This window comes from Kribbella sp. NPDC043289 (genome assembly GCF_056436705.1).
The window spans coordinates 1209651-1225600 of record NZ_JBWKCB010000003.1; the positions used below are offsets into that span (position 1 = coordinate 1209651).

General features: G+C 68.9%; 14 protein-coding genes. 9 read left to right on the top strand and 5 right to left on the bottom strand.

The annotated features are described in order from the left end of the window. Positions 1-20: 20 nt before the first annotated feature. The gene (locus AC0662_RS24275) at positions 21-1319 is read right to left on the bottom strand and encodes an extracellular solute-binding protein (RefSeq protein WP_452204294.1); all 1299 of its coding nucleotides are present in this window, start codon (positions 1317-1319) and stop codon (positions 21-23) included. Between the two features lie 332 nt (positions 1320-1651). Between AC0662_RS24275 and AC0662_RS24280 the strand changes: the two genes are divergently transcribed. Next, positions 1652-2863, top strand: a complete 1212-nt coding sequence (locus AC0662_RS24280) for a S53 family peptidase (protein ID WP_478303369.1) — start codon at positions 1652-1654, stop codon at positions 2861-2863. Between the two features lie 206 nt (positions 2864-3069). Further along, positions 3070-5988 (top strand): M36 family metallopeptidase, encoded by a 2919-nt coding sequence (locus tag AC0662_RS24285; RefSeq protein WP_478303371.1) that lies wholly within the window; start codon positions 3070-3072, stop codon positions 5986-5988. A 66-nt stretch (positions 5989-6054) separates the two neighbouring features. Here AC0662_RS24285 and AC0662_RS24290 read toward each other — a convergent pair whose 3' ends face one another. Further along, positions 6055-6600: a helix-turn-helix transcriptional regulator gene (locus AC0662_RS24290; RefSeq protein ID WP_452204297.1), complete on the bottom strand. Its 546-nt coding sequence runs from the start codon at positions 6598-6600 to the stop codon at positions 6055-6057. Positions 6601-6716: 116 nt separating this feature from the next. Here AC0662_RS24290 and AC0662_RS24295 point away from each other — a divergent pair, with 116 nt between their 5' ends. Continuing rightward, on the top strand, positions 6717-7547 hold the full coding sequence (locus AC0662_RS24295; RefSeq protein WP_478303374.1) for an SDR family NAD(P)-dependent oxidoreductase: 831 nt from the start codon (positions 6717-6719) through the stop codon (positions 7545-7547). Between the two features lie 102 nt (positions 7548-7649). Here the strand turns inward: AC0662_RS24295 and AC0662_RS24300 are convergent, their stop codons facing one another. After that, a complete protein-coding gene (locus AC0662_RS24300; protein ID WP_478303376.1) occupies positions 7650-8660 on the bottom strand; it encodes a LacI family DNA-binding transcriptional regulator in 1011 nt (336 codons plus the stop codon). A gap of 131 nt (positions 8661-8791) precedes the next feature. Here AC0662_RS24300 and AC0662_RS24305 point away from each other — a divergent pair, with 131 nt between their 5' ends. Genes AC0662_RS24305 through AC0662_RS24315 form a run of 3 tightly spaced genes read left to right on the top strand, consistent with a single transcriptional unit; the run spans position 8792 to position 11168 of the window. Continuing rightward, positions 8792-9697: an amidohydrolase family protein gene (locus tag AC0662_RS24305; RefSeq protein WP_478303378.1), complete on the top strand. Its 906-nt coding sequence runs from the start codon at positions 8792-8794 to the stop codon at positions 9695-9697. Further along, positions 9694-10254 carry a cysteine dioxygenase gene (locus tag AC0662_RS24310; protein WP_452204301.1) on the top strand — a complete coding sequence of 187 codons (561 nt, stop codon included), beginning with the start codon at positions 9694-9696 and terminating at the stop codon, positions 10252-10254. Before AC0662_RS24305 ends, AC0662_RS24310 begins: the two co-directional genes overlap by 4 nt. 35 nt (positions 10255-10289) lie before the next feature. Continuing rightward, a complete protein-coding gene (locus AC0662_RS24315; protein ID WP_478303380.1) occupies positions 10290-11168 on the top strand; it encodes a GNAT family N-acetyltransferase in 879 nt (292 codons plus the stop codon). Positions 11169-11213: 45 nt separating this feature from the next. Here AC0662_RS24315 and AC0662_RS24320 read toward each other — a convergent pair whose 3' ends face one another. Next, a complete protein-coding gene (locus AC0662_RS24320) occupies positions 11214-12311 on the bottom strand; it encodes a TIGR03118 family protein (protein ID WP_478303382.1) in 1098 nt (365 codons plus the stop codon). A 128-nt stretch (positions 12312-12439) separates the two neighbouring features. On the opposite strand from AC0662_RS24320, the gene AC0662_RS24325 reads away from it, so the two are divergent. Continuing rightward, the gene (locus tag AC0662_RS24325) at positions 12440-13249 is read left to right on the top strand and encodes a PhzF family phenazine biosynthesis protein (protein WP_478303384.1); all 810 of its coding nucleotides are present in this window, start codon (positions 12440-12442) and stop codon (positions 13247-13249) included. 51 nt (positions 13250-13300) lie between these two features. On the opposite strand, the gene AC0662_RS24330 is transcribed toward AC0662_RS24325, so the two are convergent. Further along, on the bottom strand, positions 13301-13924 hold the full coding sequence (locus AC0662_RS24330; protein WP_478303433.1) for a hypothetical protein: 624 nt from the start codon (positions 13922-13924) through the stop codon (positions 13301-13303). Between the two features lie 257 nt (positions 13925-14181). Here AC0662_RS24330 and kdpF point away from each other — a divergent pair, with 257 nt between their 5' ends. Further along, positions 14182-14271: a K(+)-transporting ATPase subunit F gene (kdpF, locus tag AC0662_RS24335; protein WP_137256202.1), complete on the top strand. Its 90-nt coding sequence runs from the start codon at positions 14182-14184 to the stop codon at positions 14269-14271. After that, positions 14271-15932, top strand: a complete 1662-nt coding sequence (kdpA, locus tag AC0662_RS24340) for a potassium-transporting ATPase subunit KdpA (protein ID WP_452204305.1) — start codon at positions 14271-14273, stop codon at positions 15930-15932. The genes kdpF and kdpA overlap by 1 nt, the downstream gene beginning before the upstream one ends. The last annotated feature ends 18 nt before the right edge of the window (positions 15933-15950 follow it).

Genomic DNA, 15950 nt, shown 5'->3' on the forward strand with positions numbered 1-15950 from the left:
CCAGTCCCGACGCTGGGGTTTCAGACCAACCCCTCCAGCGTGGTCTGCGCCTTGCCGAGCGCGTCGCCCGGCGCGGCGTTACCGGTCAGGACCTGCTTCCAGCCGTCCTCGATCGCCTTCTGGATCGCGGCGCCCTTGTCCGGCGACGGGATCGGCGTCGCGTAGCTGAGCGCCTGGTAGAGGTACTCCGTCCCCTTCGGCGCGTCGGTGAGGAACGACTGGCTGTTCGCGATCGACTTCCGGGCCGGGACGATGGTGCCGCCGAGCTGGGCGAACGTCGACGAGCCTTCCTTGGAGATCAGGAACTTGATGAACGTCCAGGCGTCGTCCTTCTTCTTCGACGCTTTCAGGATCGGGTACCCGTTCCAGCCCACCGGTGAGCCCTGCTCGACCTTGGTCGGCCACGGCACGATGCCCATCTTCGTGGTCGCCTTCAGGTTCCGGATGCTGATGATCGGCCAGCGGCCGCCACCGAACATCGCCAGCTTGCCCTGCGCGGCCGCGGTGAACGCGTCGAACGTGCCGCCGGGCGGCGGCGACAGCTTGTCGGCCACCAGCTTCCGGTTGAACTCGGCCGCCTCGATCGCCTTCGGGTCGTCGAACGTCGGCTTCGACCAGTCCTCGCTGAAGCTGCTGGTCCCGTTGGTGAGCAGCCAGGGCATGATCGCCGCGAAGTACGCCGAGTCCGCGGCGTACCCGAAGGCTCCGGTCTTGGCCTTGATCTGCTCACACGCGTGCCGGAAGTCGTCCCACGTCCACTTCGCCGTCGGCTCCGGTACGCCGGCCTTCGCGAACAGATCCTTCGAGTACCACATGCACATCGTGTTGAACTCGCCCGGCAGGTAGTACGTCTTCCCGTCGGTGGAGGCGTACTTCTTGTCCCACTCGATCAGGTTCGGGTCCATGTCGGCGTAGTACTCGTCGATCGTCGACTGGTCCTTCTTGATGTAGTCGTCGAGTGGTGCGAGCAGGCCCTTGGACGCGAACAGCCGCTGGCCCTCGGTGGCGATCTGGATGACGTCCGGGACCTGACCGCCGGCGATCCGGGTGGACAGCTTGTTGAAGAAGTCGCCCCAGTTCGACAGCGGGATGCCCTCGGCCTTGAGCTTGATCTCCGGGTGCTGCTCGGTGAACTTCGCGAACAGCTTGTTCCAGGTCGCCTGCTGCTCGGCGGTGCCCATGTAGACGAACGACAGTTCCTTCGACGAGGACCCACCGCCGCCACTGCTGCCACCACCACACCCGGCCAGCGTGGCGGCCAGCGCAGTACCACCGGTGGCCTGGAGGAAGCGTCGCCGATTGAGCAGGGGCTGATCCATGACCGTTCCTCCAGAGCGGGGAAATCGATTTCTCAGAAGTTCCCGGCAGCATAGCCCCGGCGGCCGAAACCGTGTCAAGGGTCGGACGCCCGGAAACTCAGGGGGAATCCTTCACTCCCGCCTGGTGGCTCGCGGGCCGCGCCACCAGGCGGAAAACCGGATCCGGCCGGGGCGGGTGTCACGGGTCCACCCATGACATTTGTCAGCGGTCCGACCGCTGGCCTCCGGGACCGCGACGGACGGACGATGCGAGGACCCCCACAACCGCCGGCCTCCGCCCAGCCGGCCGAACGGACTGCACGCGGAGGCCTGCCCAACCTCGAGGAGTCCTGTTGAGGCAACGGATTCTCGTGTCCGCCCTGGGCGCCGGCGCACTCGCCGTCGTCGGACTGACCGCCCCCGCACTGACCGCGTCGGGCGCCGTCACGGGCCCGACCCCCTACACCGCCGGGAAGCACGCCGCCAAGGTGTGCTCGGCAACCAAGTCCGCGCACACCGCGGTGTGTGACGCGATCAAACTCGTCAACGACAAGGGCGTCGCCCCGACGTCCACCGCGCCGCCGGCCACCGGACTCACCCCGACCGGCCTGCAGGACGCGTACAAACTCAAGGGCCTGAAGGCCGCAGGCCGCACCGTCGCGATCGTCGACGCGTACGGCTACCCGAACCTGGAGCGCGATCTCGGCGTCTACCGCAAGCAGTTCGGCCTCGGCGACTGTACGACGGCCAACGGCTGCCTGCGCGTGATCAACCAGACCGGCGGGACCTCGCTGCCGAAGTTCAACGTCGGCTGGGCCGGCGAGCAGGCGCTCGACGTCGACGCGGTCTCGGCCGCGGCGCCGGACGCGAAGATCGTCGTCGTCCAGGCCAAGTCGGCCAGCTTCGCCGATCTCGGGACCGCGGTGCAGACGGCCGCGAAGCAGCCCGGCGTCGTGGCGATCTCGAACAGCTACGGCGGCGGCGACGCGGACGACACGACGTACGGCAGCTACTACAACCACCCGGGGATCGCGGTCACCGCGTCCACCGGCGACAACGGGTACCAGGGCGGCAGCTATCCCGCGTCCTCGGCGTACACGACGGCCGTCGGCGGTACGTCGTTGGTTGCCGCGAGCAACTCGCGCGGCTGGAGCGAGAGCGTGTGGAGCGGCGCCGGCTCGGGTTGCTCGACGTACAACGCGGCTCTGAGCGCGGCGTCCTCGTTCGACACCGGATGCTCGAAGCGAGCGATGGCCGACGTCTCCGCGGCCGCCGACCCGGGCAAGGGCGGGATGGCGATCTACTACCCGACCAGCAAGACGGCGTCGACGTGGGCGCAGTTCGGTGGCACCAGTGAGGCGGCGCCGATCATCGCCGCGGTCTACGCGCTGTCCGGCAACACGGCCGGGTACGCGAACGCCGCGCCGTACGCGCACCCGGGCTCGCTGTTCGACGTGACCAGCGGCAGCAACGGCACCTGCCCGACGACCCAGTGGTGCAACGCCCGGGCCGGCTGGGACGGCCCGACCGGCCTCGGTACGCCGAACGGCGCCGGCGCTTTCTGATCCAGCGACACCGGTAGTGATCGGATGGTGGCTGTGCGCAACATTCCGATCACTACCGGTACTGTTCCGAGCACGAAGGACAACCCTCGACTCCAGGGCATTCCGGAGATTTCTCTTCCCCGGGAGCCCCGGCGGGCTTAATGTCAGCCCCCGGGACGGGTCGTGGAGGGCGATCCGCAGACACACGAACTCCATGGAGATTTGCTGTGACCACATCACGCAGAGGGCGGGGGCTCCTGGCAGTCTCCGCCGTCTCCGCGGCCGCCACCGTGCTGGCCATGACCGCCGGTGGCGCGGACGCCGCGCAGACCGCCGGTCCCGACAAGGGCAAGTCCGCCCAGTCGGAGAACTTCACCGGCAAGGAGCAGAAGGGCTTCTACGACGCCCGGACGCCGAACGCCAAGACGACGTACGCGCGGGCCGCCAAGGTGGCCGGCAAGGAGTCGGCGGCGTCGGAGAAGTTCCGCAACTCGCTCGGCGCCCAGGGTGTCGTCGAGCTCGACCCGAACACCGGTACGCCGGCCCAGGTGACCAAGCTGAACGGCTTCCTCACCGGCAAGAGCGGCAAGAAGGCGACCGAGATCGCGCTCGGCTACGTCAAGGCGCACCCCGAGGTCTTCAAGCTCTCCGACGCGGACCTGGCGACGCTGCAGCTGCGCAAGGACTACGTCGACGACCTCGGCACCCACCACATCTCGTGGTCCCAGGTGGTCGACGGCGTCGAGGTCTTCGGCAACGGCCTGAAGGCCAACGTCACCAAGCACGGTGAGCTGGTCTCGCTGATGGGTTCCCCGGTCTCCGGGCTGACCTCGGCCGCGCAGACCCGGTCCAACGCCGCGGCCCCGAAGCTGTCCGCGAACGCGGCCCGCAGCGCCGCCATCGAGGACATCGGCGCGACCGCGAAGACCGCGACCGCGAAGTCCTCCGGCGTGAACACCACCTTCAGCAACGGTGACACCGCGAAGCAGGTGTGGTTCCACACCGCCGACGGGCTGCGCAAGGGCTGGATGACCTACGTCAATGCCGGCGGCACCAAGGTCTACACGCACGTCATCGACGCGCAGACCGGCGGCCTCCTCTACCGCCGCAACCTGTCCAGCGCGGGCGTCGGAGACGCCCTCGTCCAGGACAACTACCCCGGTGCGCCCAAGGGCGGCACCCAGCGGGTCGAGAACCTGATCTACAACAAGTGGCTGCCGAAGAACGCCAAGACCCTCCTGGACGGTTCGTCGGTCGCGGCCTGGGCCGACCTCAACGACGACAACCAGCCGAACGCCGGCGAGACGGTCAAGGTGCCCGGCACCAAGACCGGCGCCGAGTACAAGCTGACCACCTTCCAGAACTCGTCCACGCTCTGTTCGGCCTCGTTCATCTGCACCTGGGACCCGGCCAAGCCGGACTCCTGGAAGACGAACATGAACCAGGACGTCACGAACGCGTTCTACCTGGCCAGCAACTTCCACGACTGGCTGGCGAAGCCGCCGATCAGCTTCACCCCGGCGGCCGGCTCGTTCGATGCCGCGGACGGCGACCCGGTGCTGCTGAACGCGCTGGACGGGGCGGCGACCGCCGCGAACGGCGGCCCCGACGCCAACCACATCGACAACGCGAACATGAACACCCCGCCGGACGGCACTCCGCCGACCATGCAGATGTACCTGTGGCACTACCCGGGTCTGACCGACGAGCAGGAGCCCCTGGTCCCGTCCAGCGGCGCCAACTCCGCGGACATCCTGTACCACGAGTACACCCACGGTCTGTCGAACCGCCTGGTCGTCGACGCCACCGGCAACTCGACGCTGAACAGCGTCCAGGCCGGCTCGATGGGCGAGGCCTGGAGCGACTTCTACGCGCTCGACTACCTGGTCTCCCACGGCCTGGAGAAGGACACCACCGCTCCTGGTGAGGTCCTCGAGGGCAAGTACGTGACCGGCGGTGGCACCATCCGCACCCAGGCGATCGACTGCCGCGTGAAGGCGGTCAGCGCGAACTGTGTCCAGCCGGACGGCTCGAAGGGCGGCTACACCTACGCCGACTTCCCGACGATCGGCGGCGCGCCCGAGGTGCACGCCTCCGGTGAGGTCTGGGCCCAGACGCTGTGGGACCTCCGCGAGCGCTTCGGCCGCAGCTACGCGATGAGCATCATCACCCGGGCGATGGAGCTCTCGCCGTCCGACCCGACGATGCTCGACATGCGCAACGCGATCGTCCAGGCCGACCTGGTCGCCAGTGGCGGCAAGAACGCCGACACGATCTGGACCGTCTTCGCCAACCGCGGCATGGGCTGGTACGCCGGTGTCGTCGACGGCGGCGACGCCTACCCGGTCGAGGACTTCCACAAGCCGCCGACGGGTGCGACCACCACGCTCAGCGGCACGGTGAAGGACAAGGACACCGGTGCCGCGGTGGCCGGTGCGCTGGTCTACATCGGCGGTCACTCCTCCGGTTACGCGGGTGACTACGCCGGCACGACCGATGCCAACGGCAACTACGCCATCACCGGTGTCGCGCCGGGCACGTACCCGAAGATCGTCGTGTCCGCTCCGGGCTACGAGCTGATCGTCCAGTCGGTCAAGGTCACCCCGGGTACCAAGGCGAACTTCGTACCGCGTCGCAACTGGGCGGCCTCGTCCGGCGGCGGCACCGTGGCCGGCTTCAACGGTCCGGACTTCAGCCCGCAGTGCGGTCCGGACTTCGCGATCGACAACGCCCAGGGCACCGGTTGGGGCAGCACCACCGGTGACGACAAGGGCACGCCGACCAACACGATGATCGCCAAGCACGTCGACATCAAGCTGCCGGCGAAGGTCAACGTCAGCAACTTCAACGTGGACCCGTCGAACACGTGTGGCGACCCGGGCAGCGCGTCGACCGGTCAGTACAAGATCGAGACCTCGGCCGACGGCACCACCTGGGCCACCGCGGCGGAGGGCACCTTCGCCGCCGCGAACCGGGGCAAGTACAACCTGGTCACCCCGACCGGCAACGCGACCGGTGTCCAGTACGTCCGGTTCTGGATGCTCAGCCCGCAGGTTCCGGACTTCAAGACGAACTGCCCCGACGGCGCGTTCGGCGGTTGCCAGTTCACCGACATGACCGAACTCCAGGTCTTCGGCACCAAGTAACCCGCAGCACCCCCCGCAGTACCCCGCGAAGGCCGGTCGAGCACCCCTCGACCGGCCTTCCGGCGTTCAGCGCCGTTTCTTGCCGGGCTTGGCCGGCGGCACGGTTTGCGCCCACTGGGCCCAGTCGGCGAGGGCCGAGTAGAGGCGGACACCGGCCTCGATCGTGACGCGCATCGACTGGGTCTGCTCGCTGTAGCCGAACTCCCCGCGGTCCTTACGGTCGGCGTAGTCGCGGTAATGGTCGGCGAGTTCGCGGTAGTAGCGCTCCTCGGTCTCGAGGTGCCGTTGCAGTTCGTCGGTGTCCATCATCCAGAAGAACAACGACCGCAGCAGCGGCTGCAACCGCATCGTGTGGTCGACGTCGACCTCGGTCAGCCAGCGCTTGACCTCCGCCACCCCGGCGTCGGTGATCCGGTACGCCTTCCGTCGCCGCGGGCCCTCGCTCTCGACCTCCACCAGCCCCTCGGCGGCGAGCTTGTTCAGCTCGGCGTAGATCTTCGGGTGCTGGGCCGGCCAGATCGAACCGAGCACCTCGGTGAACCGCCCGGCCAGGTCGTACCCGCTGGCCGGCCCTTCCGCGAGCAGCCCGAGCAGCCCGTGCCGCAACGACATACCGCCTCCTCGATGTTTCGCCGTACGCCATCTTGACATGTCCCTACGGACATGTGCATGCTCAAATATGTCCCTAGGGACATGTCCTAAAGAACATCTCAAGCTGGGGAGTCGATATGACGGAGGAACGGGCGGTGCTCGTCACCGGGTCGACCGGCGGCATCGGTACGGCGACCGTGCGGCTGCTGCGACGCCGGGGTTTCACGGTGTACGCCGGAGCGCGCGGACGGGCCGAGTTCGAGCCGGGCGTGCGGGTGCTGCCGTTGGACGTGGCGGATCCGGAGAGCGTCGCGGCGGCGGCCAAGCGGGTCGCGGGTGAGGTCGACGGGTTGTGGGCGGTGGTCAACAACGCCGGGGTGATCGTGCAGGGTCCGCTGGAGCTGGTGCCCGCCGACGAGTGGCGTCGTCAGCTGGAGGTCAACACGCTCGGGCCGGCGACGGTGATCCGTGAGTTCCTGCCGCTGGTCCGGGCCGGCCAGGGGCGGATCGTGAACGTGAGTGCTCCGACCGGCCGGGTCGCGATGCCGTTGCTCGGGGCACTGTCCGCCAGCAAGGCCGGGCTGGAAGCGCTGTCGAACGCGCTGCGGCTCGAGCTCGCGGTGTGGCGGATCCCGGTGGTGGTGGTCGAGCCCGGGACGACCGAGACGGAGATCTTCGCGCGCGCCGGCGCGGCCGCGGACGCCGCGCTGCAGCGGGCGGACCGCGAGCGGGTCGGGTTGTATCAGGCGCACCTCGAGGCGTACGAGAAGGCGATGGCCCGCTTCAAGCCAGGCCCCGTCGACAAGGTCGCCGAGACCATCGTCCGCGCGATCGAGGCCCGCCGACCCCGACGCCGGTACGCCGTCGCAGAAGCCCGCACCCTCGGCGCGATCCTCCCCAAGCTCCCGCCCACCCTCCGCGACCGCCTGATCAGCACCTCGGTAGGCCTCAATGGCCTCAAACCATGACCGCGATGGTGGGGTCCGGATGGTGGACTATGGGGGGTAAGTGTAGTGGATTAGTTTAGTTTCGAGGGCGTGGGAGCTCTCGTGGATCGGTGGTCGTCGCGCTCAGTGGGTGGGCGGGGCGGTGACCGAGCCGCGTTCGATCAGGGTGGGGGTGAGGGTGGTTCGGCGAACTCGGCGGTTGGTGTCGACGGCGGAGGTCACGCGGGAGACGACGTGGCTGACGAGGTCGTCGAGCGGCCAGTGGAAGGTCGACAGCGGGGGCGTGAGCAGCTGGGACATCGGCTGGTCGTCGTAGCCGAGCAGCGAGAGGTCGTCCGGGATGCGCAGGCCGAGCTCCCGACTCGCGGCGTACACGCCGAAGGCCATCGAGTCGGCGAGCGCGAGGATGCCGGTCGGGCGCGGGGTGCTGGTGAGCAGCGCCCGGGCGACCTCGGTCGCGCCGGCCAGGTCGTGCGGGCACTGCAGCAGGCGGATCGTCAGTCCGAGGTCGCCGGCCACCCGCTGGGCGATCTGCTCGGCAGGGCGTTCCACCTCGAGGCGGCGGGTCGGGCTCAGTACGGCGATATCGCGGTGACCGGCGTCGGCCAGGCGGCGCAGCGCCGTACTCACGCCGGACTCGTTGTCCATGATCACTTCGGACTTCGCCTTCGCGCCGGGCAGCGCGTCGCCGATCGCGATCACCGGCGCCTGCTCCGCGATCGTCGCCCAGCCCTTGGCGGCCGGGTTGATCGGGATCACCACGATCGCGTCGGCGCGATGGTCGACCAGGTGCTGCGCGAGCTCGAGCTGCCTGTCGGCGTCGCCGGCCGAGTCGATGATCCAGGCGTTCCGGTCCGGGGCCAGCAGTTCGCGGCCGAGCGCGGCGGCGACGCGTTGCTGCCAGAGATCTTCGAGGGACGCGCACAGGACACCGACCGAGCCGCTGCGGCCCGAGGCGAGCGCGCGGGCGACCGGGTCGGCCTGGTAGCCGAGGCGCTCGGCGGCGTCCTGGACGCGCTGTCTGGTCTCGGGGGTCCCATGCAGGCCGCGCAGTGCGTACGACACGGCGGCCATCGAGAGCCCGGTCTCGGCGGCGATGTCCTTGAGGGTGGGCCTCCGGCCGGTTCCGGACATGTCCATGACCCTAGCCGGGCCGGCGGACAAAAACTTGACAACGGCACCTTTGAAGCGCTTCACTCTAGACATCCTGAAGCGCTTCAATCTGATCAAACCCGCGCTGACAACCCCGGTGAAGGGAGGGGCCGATGATCGACGTCCACCAGCACCTGTGGCCGGAGGCGTTCGTCGACCGGCTCCGCGCCCGCCGCGAACCGCCGTACCTGGACGGCTGGACGCTGCACACCACGACCGAGGCCCCGTACGACGTCGACCCGGCGGCGCACGAGATCGGCAAGCGGGTCGCACTCGAGCAGGACGCCGGGACCGGACTGGCCGCCGTGTCGCTGTCGAGTCCGCTGGGTGTCGAGGAGCTCGGGGATGCCGAACTGCTTGCCGCGTGGCACGACGGGGCGGCGGAGTTCCCCGCACCGTTCCGCGCCTGGGCCTCCGTGGACCTGCTCGATCCGGACACGGCCGGGCTGGAATCCCTGCTGGACAAGGGTTTTCTCGGACTGCAGCTCCCGGCGCACGTCCTCGGTACGCCGACCGCGTGGGAAGCGCAGGCCGAACTGCTGCGCCTCGCGGAGCGGTTGGGTAAGCCGATCCTCGTGCATCCCGGTGCGGCGCGCACGACCGATGCGCCGGGCTGGTGGGCGCCGGTCGTGGACTACACGACGCAGCTGCAGGCGGCGTGGTGGGCGTGGCATGCCTTCGGCGGGCGACGCTCGTACCCGGCCCTGCGGTTGTGCTTCGTCGCCGCGGCCGGTCTGGCGCCGGTGCACCACGAGCGGCTGACCGCGCGCGGCGGCCGGCTCGGCACCATCGACCCCAACCTGTACGTCGACACCTCGAGCTACGGCCCGCAGGGGATCGACGCGGTCGCGCGGGTGCTCGGTATCGACCAGGTCGTGCACGGCACGGACCGGCCGTACGCCGACACCACCGACCTTCGCCAGGGCGACGCCGCGACCGCGGTGATCCGCCATGACAACCCGTACCGGCTGCTCTTCGGAAACGCCGGGACGACTACTCCTGAGAGGGGAGTGCAGTGACTGCTCAGCCGATCGACGTACCCGACGTTCCGGCGCGCCAGGCCAGCCGGCTCGTGGAGCTGAACAACTGTCTGTCGCTGGACGACCTTCCCGGTCGCGACCTGACGCCCGACGAGCTGTCCGAGCTCGCCGCCTCGATCGCCGCGCAGCCGCATCTGTGGGAGGACCAGGTCGCGTACAGCGACGAGGAGCGGGTCTTCGCCTCCCTGCACCGCGACGCGAACGTCGACGTCTGGCTGATCTGCTGGACCCCGGTCAACGACACCGGCTGGCACGACCACGACGTCTCCTCCGGTGCGGTCGCGGTCGCGAAGGGCAAGCTGGTCGAGCACAACCTCGCGATCGGGACCGAATCCATCGAGACCGAGGTCGTCGCCGGTGACGTCTACGGCTTCGGCCCGGACCACATCCACCGCCTGACCGGTCTCGACAAGGGCAGCGTCACGGTCCACGCCTACAGCCCGCCGCTGTGGCGGATGGGGCAGTACTCGGTCAAGGACGGCGTACTCCGCCGGGTCTCGGTCTCGTACGCCGACGAGCTGCGCCCGATCGACTGACTGTCGCCCGCCCATTCTCTGACTAGAGTCAGAGAATGGGCGTTGGGGTGGTACGGCGGTTCAACCGGCTCGTCACGCTGCGGGTCGGGGCGCTGCAGGACGACTATCTGGCGCGCGGCCGGCCCTTGGGTGCGGACCGGGTGCTGTGGGAGATCGGTGCGGACGGGTGCGACGTGCGCTCGCTGCGCGCCCAGCTCGATCTGGACTCCGGCTATCTGAGTCGACTCTTGCGCTCGCTGGAGAGTGCCGGGCTGGTTCGCGTCGAACGCAGTACGGCGGATGCGCGGGTGCGGATCGCCCGGTTGACGCCGGAAGGACTCGCGGAGCGGCAGGTCCTGGACGAGCGTTCGGACGAACTCGCGGCCTCGATCCTCGAGCCGCTCGACGAACGCCAGCAGAAGCGGCTCGTCACGGCGATGGACGAGGTGAACCGGTTGCTGACGGCATCGATGGTTCGGGTCGAGATCGTCGATCCGCGCTCGCCGGCCGCGCAGTACTGCCTGGAGTCGTACTTCGGTGAACTCGGACGGCGGTTCGAGAGCGGCTTCGATCAGACCCGGAGCATCTCGGCCGACCACGCGGAGTTGACGCTGCCCGCCGGGTTGTTGCTGTTGGCAACGCTGCACTCGGAGCCGGTCGGGTGTGCGGCACTCAAGCTGCACGGTGCCGAACCGGCCGAGATCAAGCGGATGTGGGTGTCACCCGACGCGCGCGGTCTCGGGCTCGGCCGGCGCCTGCTGCACGAACTCGAGCGCGAGGCAGGCGCGTACGGCGCGAGCGCCGTACGCCTGGAGACCAATCGCACGCTCACCGAGGCGATCGCGCTGTACCGCACCTCGGGGTACGCCGAGGTTGCCGCGTTCAACACAGAGCCGTACGCCGACCATTGGTTCGAGAAGACCTTGGGAGCGTGAGTCCTCCACCCGCCGACTCGTCCGCCGGCGGGTGGAGGTGGGTTGTCACGGCATCCGGAGGAGACCGACCAGACCGTGGCTCTCGCCGCCCGGTCCTGAGGAGAACCAGAGGGCATCGGTGCCGCCGGTGGTTGCGGTGCCCTGCAGGAGGGCCCACAGACCGTCGATCACCAGAGTCCGGCCGTGCGTGTCACGGACCAGGCCCGCGAACGCGAACCGACCGTGTGACTTCGGCTGGAAGATGCTGATCCGACCATCGCCGAAGTTGCCGACCAGCAGCGTGCCCCTGGGCTGGCCCCAGGCCCTGGGAGCCTGTGCGATACCCCACGGCGCGTTCAGCGTGCCGCGGGAGGCGACGCGGGTGATCAGCTTGCCGTCGACCGAGAACTCGTCGACGAAACCGAGACCGCGGCCGTCCACCTCGTCGTTGGTCTTCGGGTTGACCTTCGCGTAGGTGACGAAGACCCGGTCCCTCAGCGTCTGCACGTTGAACGGACCGAAACTCTTCGGCACGCGGTGGTCCCGGAACGCCCCCTTCGGCAGCCTCACCGGAGCGAACCTGCTGTTGAAGGCGTCGATCCGGTGCTGGGAGAAGTTGGCGGCGTACAGCCGGTCACCTCTCCTGGTCGACGCGAGCGCCAGGCCCTTGTAGACCGCACCGCGGGTGCTGGCCTTGACCTCGGCCGGGCCGGTCGGCGAGTCGACCACCCTGCTCCAGGCCGCGATCTTGCCTTCCTCGGTGGCGAAGATGAAGTTGGCCGGTGCGCTGGTCGTCTTGTTCCTGAGGACGAACCCGGGACCGGGGTTGTTCACCTGCCCGGTCGGTGCACCCACCGTCACCCGGATGGGCAGCTTCGTGACCGTGCTCGAGCCCGCCGGGACGGAGTACACCGTGGCGGTCGACGAGCCGTTGTTGGCCGACCACAGCGGGGTGCTCGCGCCGAGCGCCAGACCCCACGAGTTCACCAGGTCGGGATCCTGGAACGCGGCCTTCCCCTTCTGGTCGGACACCAGGTTGACCTGCCGTACGTCGAGCTGCTGGGCCCGGTGTGCGCTGGCGGGGATCGCTGGAGCGACCAGGGCCAGGCCACCGACCAGTGCGGTCGCGACCGCGATCGGACGGCGTTTCGAACGAACTGACATCACACTTTCCCCCTCGATAGGAATACGGGACATAGCCGACACGGCTGGATCGCCGGGCCGGTTCAGAGGCCACTCGGTGCCGAAGTGGTTATGGAGCCCGGTCTGCCGCGACGGTTAGCGTCGGGGGCATGCGGATTCGGGTGGTGGATGCGTTCACGGAGCGGGCCTTCGCGGGCAACCCGGCGGGGGTGTGTGTCCTCGGGGCCGGTGACTGGCCGGACGTGAACTGGATGCAGAGCGTTGCTGCGGAGATGCAGCACGCGGAGACGGCCTTCACGCGCCCGAGCGAGACGCCCGGCGCGGACTGGGACCTGCGCTGGTTCACCCCGACCATCGAAGTGGACATGTGTGGTCACGCGACCCTGGCCACCACGCATGCGTTGGTATCGGACGGTCTGGTCACCGACCATGTCCGGTTCAGCACCCGGAGCGGCATCCTGTCGGCTTCGGTTGCCGCGGGCCGGATCACTCTGGACTTCCCGATCTCCCCGGTGACGCAGATCGACGTACCGGACGGGCTGGTGGAGGCGCTCGGGGCGAAGCCGGACGAGCTCTACGGGACCGGTCCGCTGACCGACTTCCTGGTGGTGCTGTCCGACGAGGACGCGGTGCGGGCCGTTACTCCGGACCTGGTCCGGCTGGAGTCGCTCAACCGGCGCCACGGCAACCGGGGCACGATCGTGACCGCGCCGGCCGATGCCGAGTACGACTTCGTCTCCCGGTTCTTCGCGCCGGCCGCCGGGATCCCCGAGGACCCGGTCTGCGGAAGCGCCCACACCGCGCTGGCGTCGTACTGGTCGCAGCGCCTCGGACGGGACGCGATGGTCGGCCACCAGGTGTCCGCGCGCGGCGGCGTACTCCAGGTCACCGCCGCCGGCGACCGCGTCCTCCTCGGTGGTACCGCGGTGACCGTGCTCGACGGCGAACTACTGGTATAGACAGCGGCCCGGCGCCCGAAACCACCGGACGCCGGGCCGCTCAGTCTCGCTCTAGCTCGTCTGGGCCCAGGTCTCGGCGTGCGTGGCGACGCCGTTCGGGGCGATCAGTTCGGTGACGACGTCCTCCGCGTCGGCGTCCAGCGCCTCGAACGGAGCCTCCGGTACGACGTACGCGCGGGCGCCCGCGATCAGTTCGGTGCCGGGCAGCTCGAACCAGGCTTCACCGACCTCGCGGCTGATCTCGTAGATGGCCTGTTCGGCGGTGTCGACCGGGTCGCGGTCGCCGGACTCGTCCAGCTCGGCCGGGTGCCGCTCCTGCGCGGCGCGGCCGGCTTCGAGCAGCTCGTCCAGTTCGACGACGCGCAGGTCGAACCGCGACACCACGCTGATCACGTGGTCCGGCTCGGTCTCTTCGTCGTCCTCGTCGTCGGCCGGCTCGTCGAGCAGCAGCGGCGTCGTACCGGTGTGTTCGAAGACGGCGTCGTTCCAGTCCTCGACGACGCCCTCGAGCGCGGCGTTGTGCTCGAAGAGCGTGGAGTGGTCCTCGTCGCCCGTCATCGCGAGCAGCGCCTCGGTGTGGGCCTGGAGGCGCTCGGCCAGCTTCCGGCTCGCCTCGGCGAGGGCGGTCCGGGAGTCCGCGGAGAAGAACTGCTCTGCAGGGGCGGTGATGTCCATCTCGGTCACGTGGTTGTTCTTCCCTTGTCTGTCGGTGGGAATGCCAGCCGTAAGTATGTGAGAAGCCTGTGAGAGCTGCGTCAGCGGGTGTGAGAGGCCTGCGAGAACCCTCCTGACCGCGCAGCCAACGGTGTCCAGTGGAACCCATGAGCACATTCGCCCTGAGGTCGTGTCGTCGTGGGTGACGTCGTCTACCTCGCACTCACCGTCGTCGTGTTCGCGGCCGTCTGGTCCGCATTGCGTGGAGTGGAGAAGTTGTGAGCGCCGAGAACATCGCCGGCTTGGTCGTGGCCGCTGCTCTGGTCCTCTACCTGATCGCCGCCCTGATCTTTCCCGAGAGGTTCTGATGTCCGACACCGCGGCCGGCCTGTTGCAGGTCGGCTTCCTGATCGTGTGCCTGGCGGCGGTCTACCGGCCGCTCGGCGGGTACATGGCCCGCGTCTTCACGTCCGACAAGGACCTGCGGGTCGAACGTATGACCTACAAACTGTTCGGCGTCGACTCGAAGGCCGACCAGACCTGGGCCGTGTACGCCCGGTCGCTGCTCGCGTTCTCCGCGCTCAGCGTCGTCCTGCTGTACCTGTTGCAGCGCCTGCAGCACTGGCTGCCGCTGTCGCTCGGACTGCCGAACGTTCCGTCCGGTCTCGCCTTCAACACCGCCGCGTCGTTCGTCTCGAACACCAACTGGCAGAACTACTCGCCCGAGGTGACGATGGGCCACCTGGTCCAGTTCGCCGGCCTCGCGGTGCAGAACTTCCTGTCCGCCGCCGTCGGCATCGTCGTCGCGATCGCCCTGATCCGTGGCTTCGCGCGGTCCAAGACCGACCGGCTGGGCAACTTCTGGGTCGACCTGACCCGGACCACGCTACGGATCCTGCTGCCGATGGCGGTCGTCGGCGGGCTCGCGCTGGTCGCGATGGGCGTCGTCCAGAACTTCTCCGGCGGTCACGAGCTGACCTCGGTGGTCGGCCAGACCCAGACCGTTCCCGGCGGCCCGGTGGCCAGCCAGGAGGTCATCAAGGAGCTGGGTACCAACGGTGGCGGCTTCTACAACGCCAACTCCGCGCACCCGTTCGAGAACCCGAACGGCCTGTCGAACCTGTTCGAGATCTTCCTGCTCCTGGTGATCCCGGTGTGCATCACCCGCACCTTCGGCCTGATGGTGAAGGACAAGCGGCAGGGCTACGCGATCCTCGGCGTGATGGGCGTGCTGTGGGCGGCCTTCACGTTCTCCGCGACGCTCTTCGAGAACCTCGGCGCCGGTACGGCGACGCAGGCCGCCGGCGCCGCGATGGAGGGCAAGGAGACCCGCTTCGGCGAATGGGCCTCGGCACTGTTCGCCACCTCCACCACGGGGACGTCGACCGGCGCGGTGAACTCCGCGCACGACTCGTTCACCCCGTTGGGCGGCGGTACGGCGCTGTTCCACATGATGCTCGGTGAGGTGTCACCCGGCGGTACGGGCACCGGCCTCTACGGCATGCTGATCCTCGCCGTCCTAGCGGTGTTCGTCGCGGGCCTGATGGTCGGGCGCACCCCGGAGTACCTGAAGAAGAAGGTCACTGCACGCGAGATGAAGCTGGTCTCGCTGTACATCCTGACGACGCCGACCCTGGTACTGGCCGGTGCGTCGATCGCGATGGGACTCGCGGTGGCGCGGGCCTCGATCTTCAACACCGACAGCCCGCACGGGTTCTCCGAGGTGCTGTACGCGTTCACCTCGGCCGGTAACAACAACGGCAGCGCATTCGGTGGGCTGAGCGGCAACATCCCGTTCTACAACACCGCGCTCGGTCTGGTGATGCTGCTCGGCCGCTTCGTACCGATTGTGTTCGCGCTGGCGCTGGCGGGCTCGCTCGCCCAGCAGCAGCCGGTGCCGGTGACCCAGGGCACGCTGCCCACCCACAAGGCGCTTTTCGTGACGATGCTGGTCGGAACCGTCCTGATCGTCACGGGCCTGACGTACTTCCCCGCTCTGACACTTGGACCCCTCGCGGAGGGACTGTGACCACGCTGACGACGCCGC

Excerpts from the sequence above, each read along its gene's own strand:
- AC0662_RS24275 (WP_452204294.1), bottom strand. The coding sequence starts at position 1,319 with ATGGATCAGCCCCTGCTCAATCGGCGACGCTTCCTCCAGGCCACCGGT.
- AC0662_RS24290 (WP_452204297.1), bottom strand. The coding sequence starts at position 6,600 with ATGTCGTTGCGGCACGGGCTGCTCGGGCTGCTCGCGGAAGGGCCGGCC.
- AC0662_RS24295 (WP_478303374.1), top strand. The coding sequence starts at position 6,717 with ATGACGGAGGAACGGGCGGTGCTCGTCACCGGGTCGACCGGCGGCATC.
- AC0662_RS24300 (WP_478303376.1), bottom strand. The coding sequence starts at position 8,660 with ATGTCCGGAACCGGCCGGAGGCCCACCCTCAAGGACATCGCCGCCGAG.
- AC0662_RS24305 (WP_478303378.1), top strand. The coding sequence starts at position 8,792 with ATGATCGACGTCCACCAGCACCTGTGGCCGGAGGCGTTCGTCGACCGG.
- AC0662_RS24315 (WP_478303380.1), top strand. The coding sequence starts at position 10,290 with ATGGGCGTTGGGGTGGTACGGCGGTTCAACCGGCTCGTCACGCTGCGG.
- AC0662_RS24320 (WP_478303382.1), bottom strand. The coding sequence starts at position 12,311 with ATGTCAGTTCGTTCGAAACGCCGTCCGATCGCGGTCGCGACCGCACTG.
- AC0662_RS24325 (WP_478303384.1), top strand. The coding sequence starts at position 12,440 with ATGCGGATTCGGGTGGTGGATGCGTTCACGGAGCGGGCCTTCGCGGGC.
- AC0662_RS24330 (WP_478303433.1), bottom strand. The coding sequence starts at position 13,924 with ATGGACATCACCGCCCCTGCAGAGCAGTTCTTCTCCGCGGACTCCCGG.
- kdpA (WP_452204305.1), top strand. The coding sequence starts at position 14,271 with ATGTCCGACACCGCGGCCGGCCTGTTGCAGGTCGGCTTCCTGATCGTG.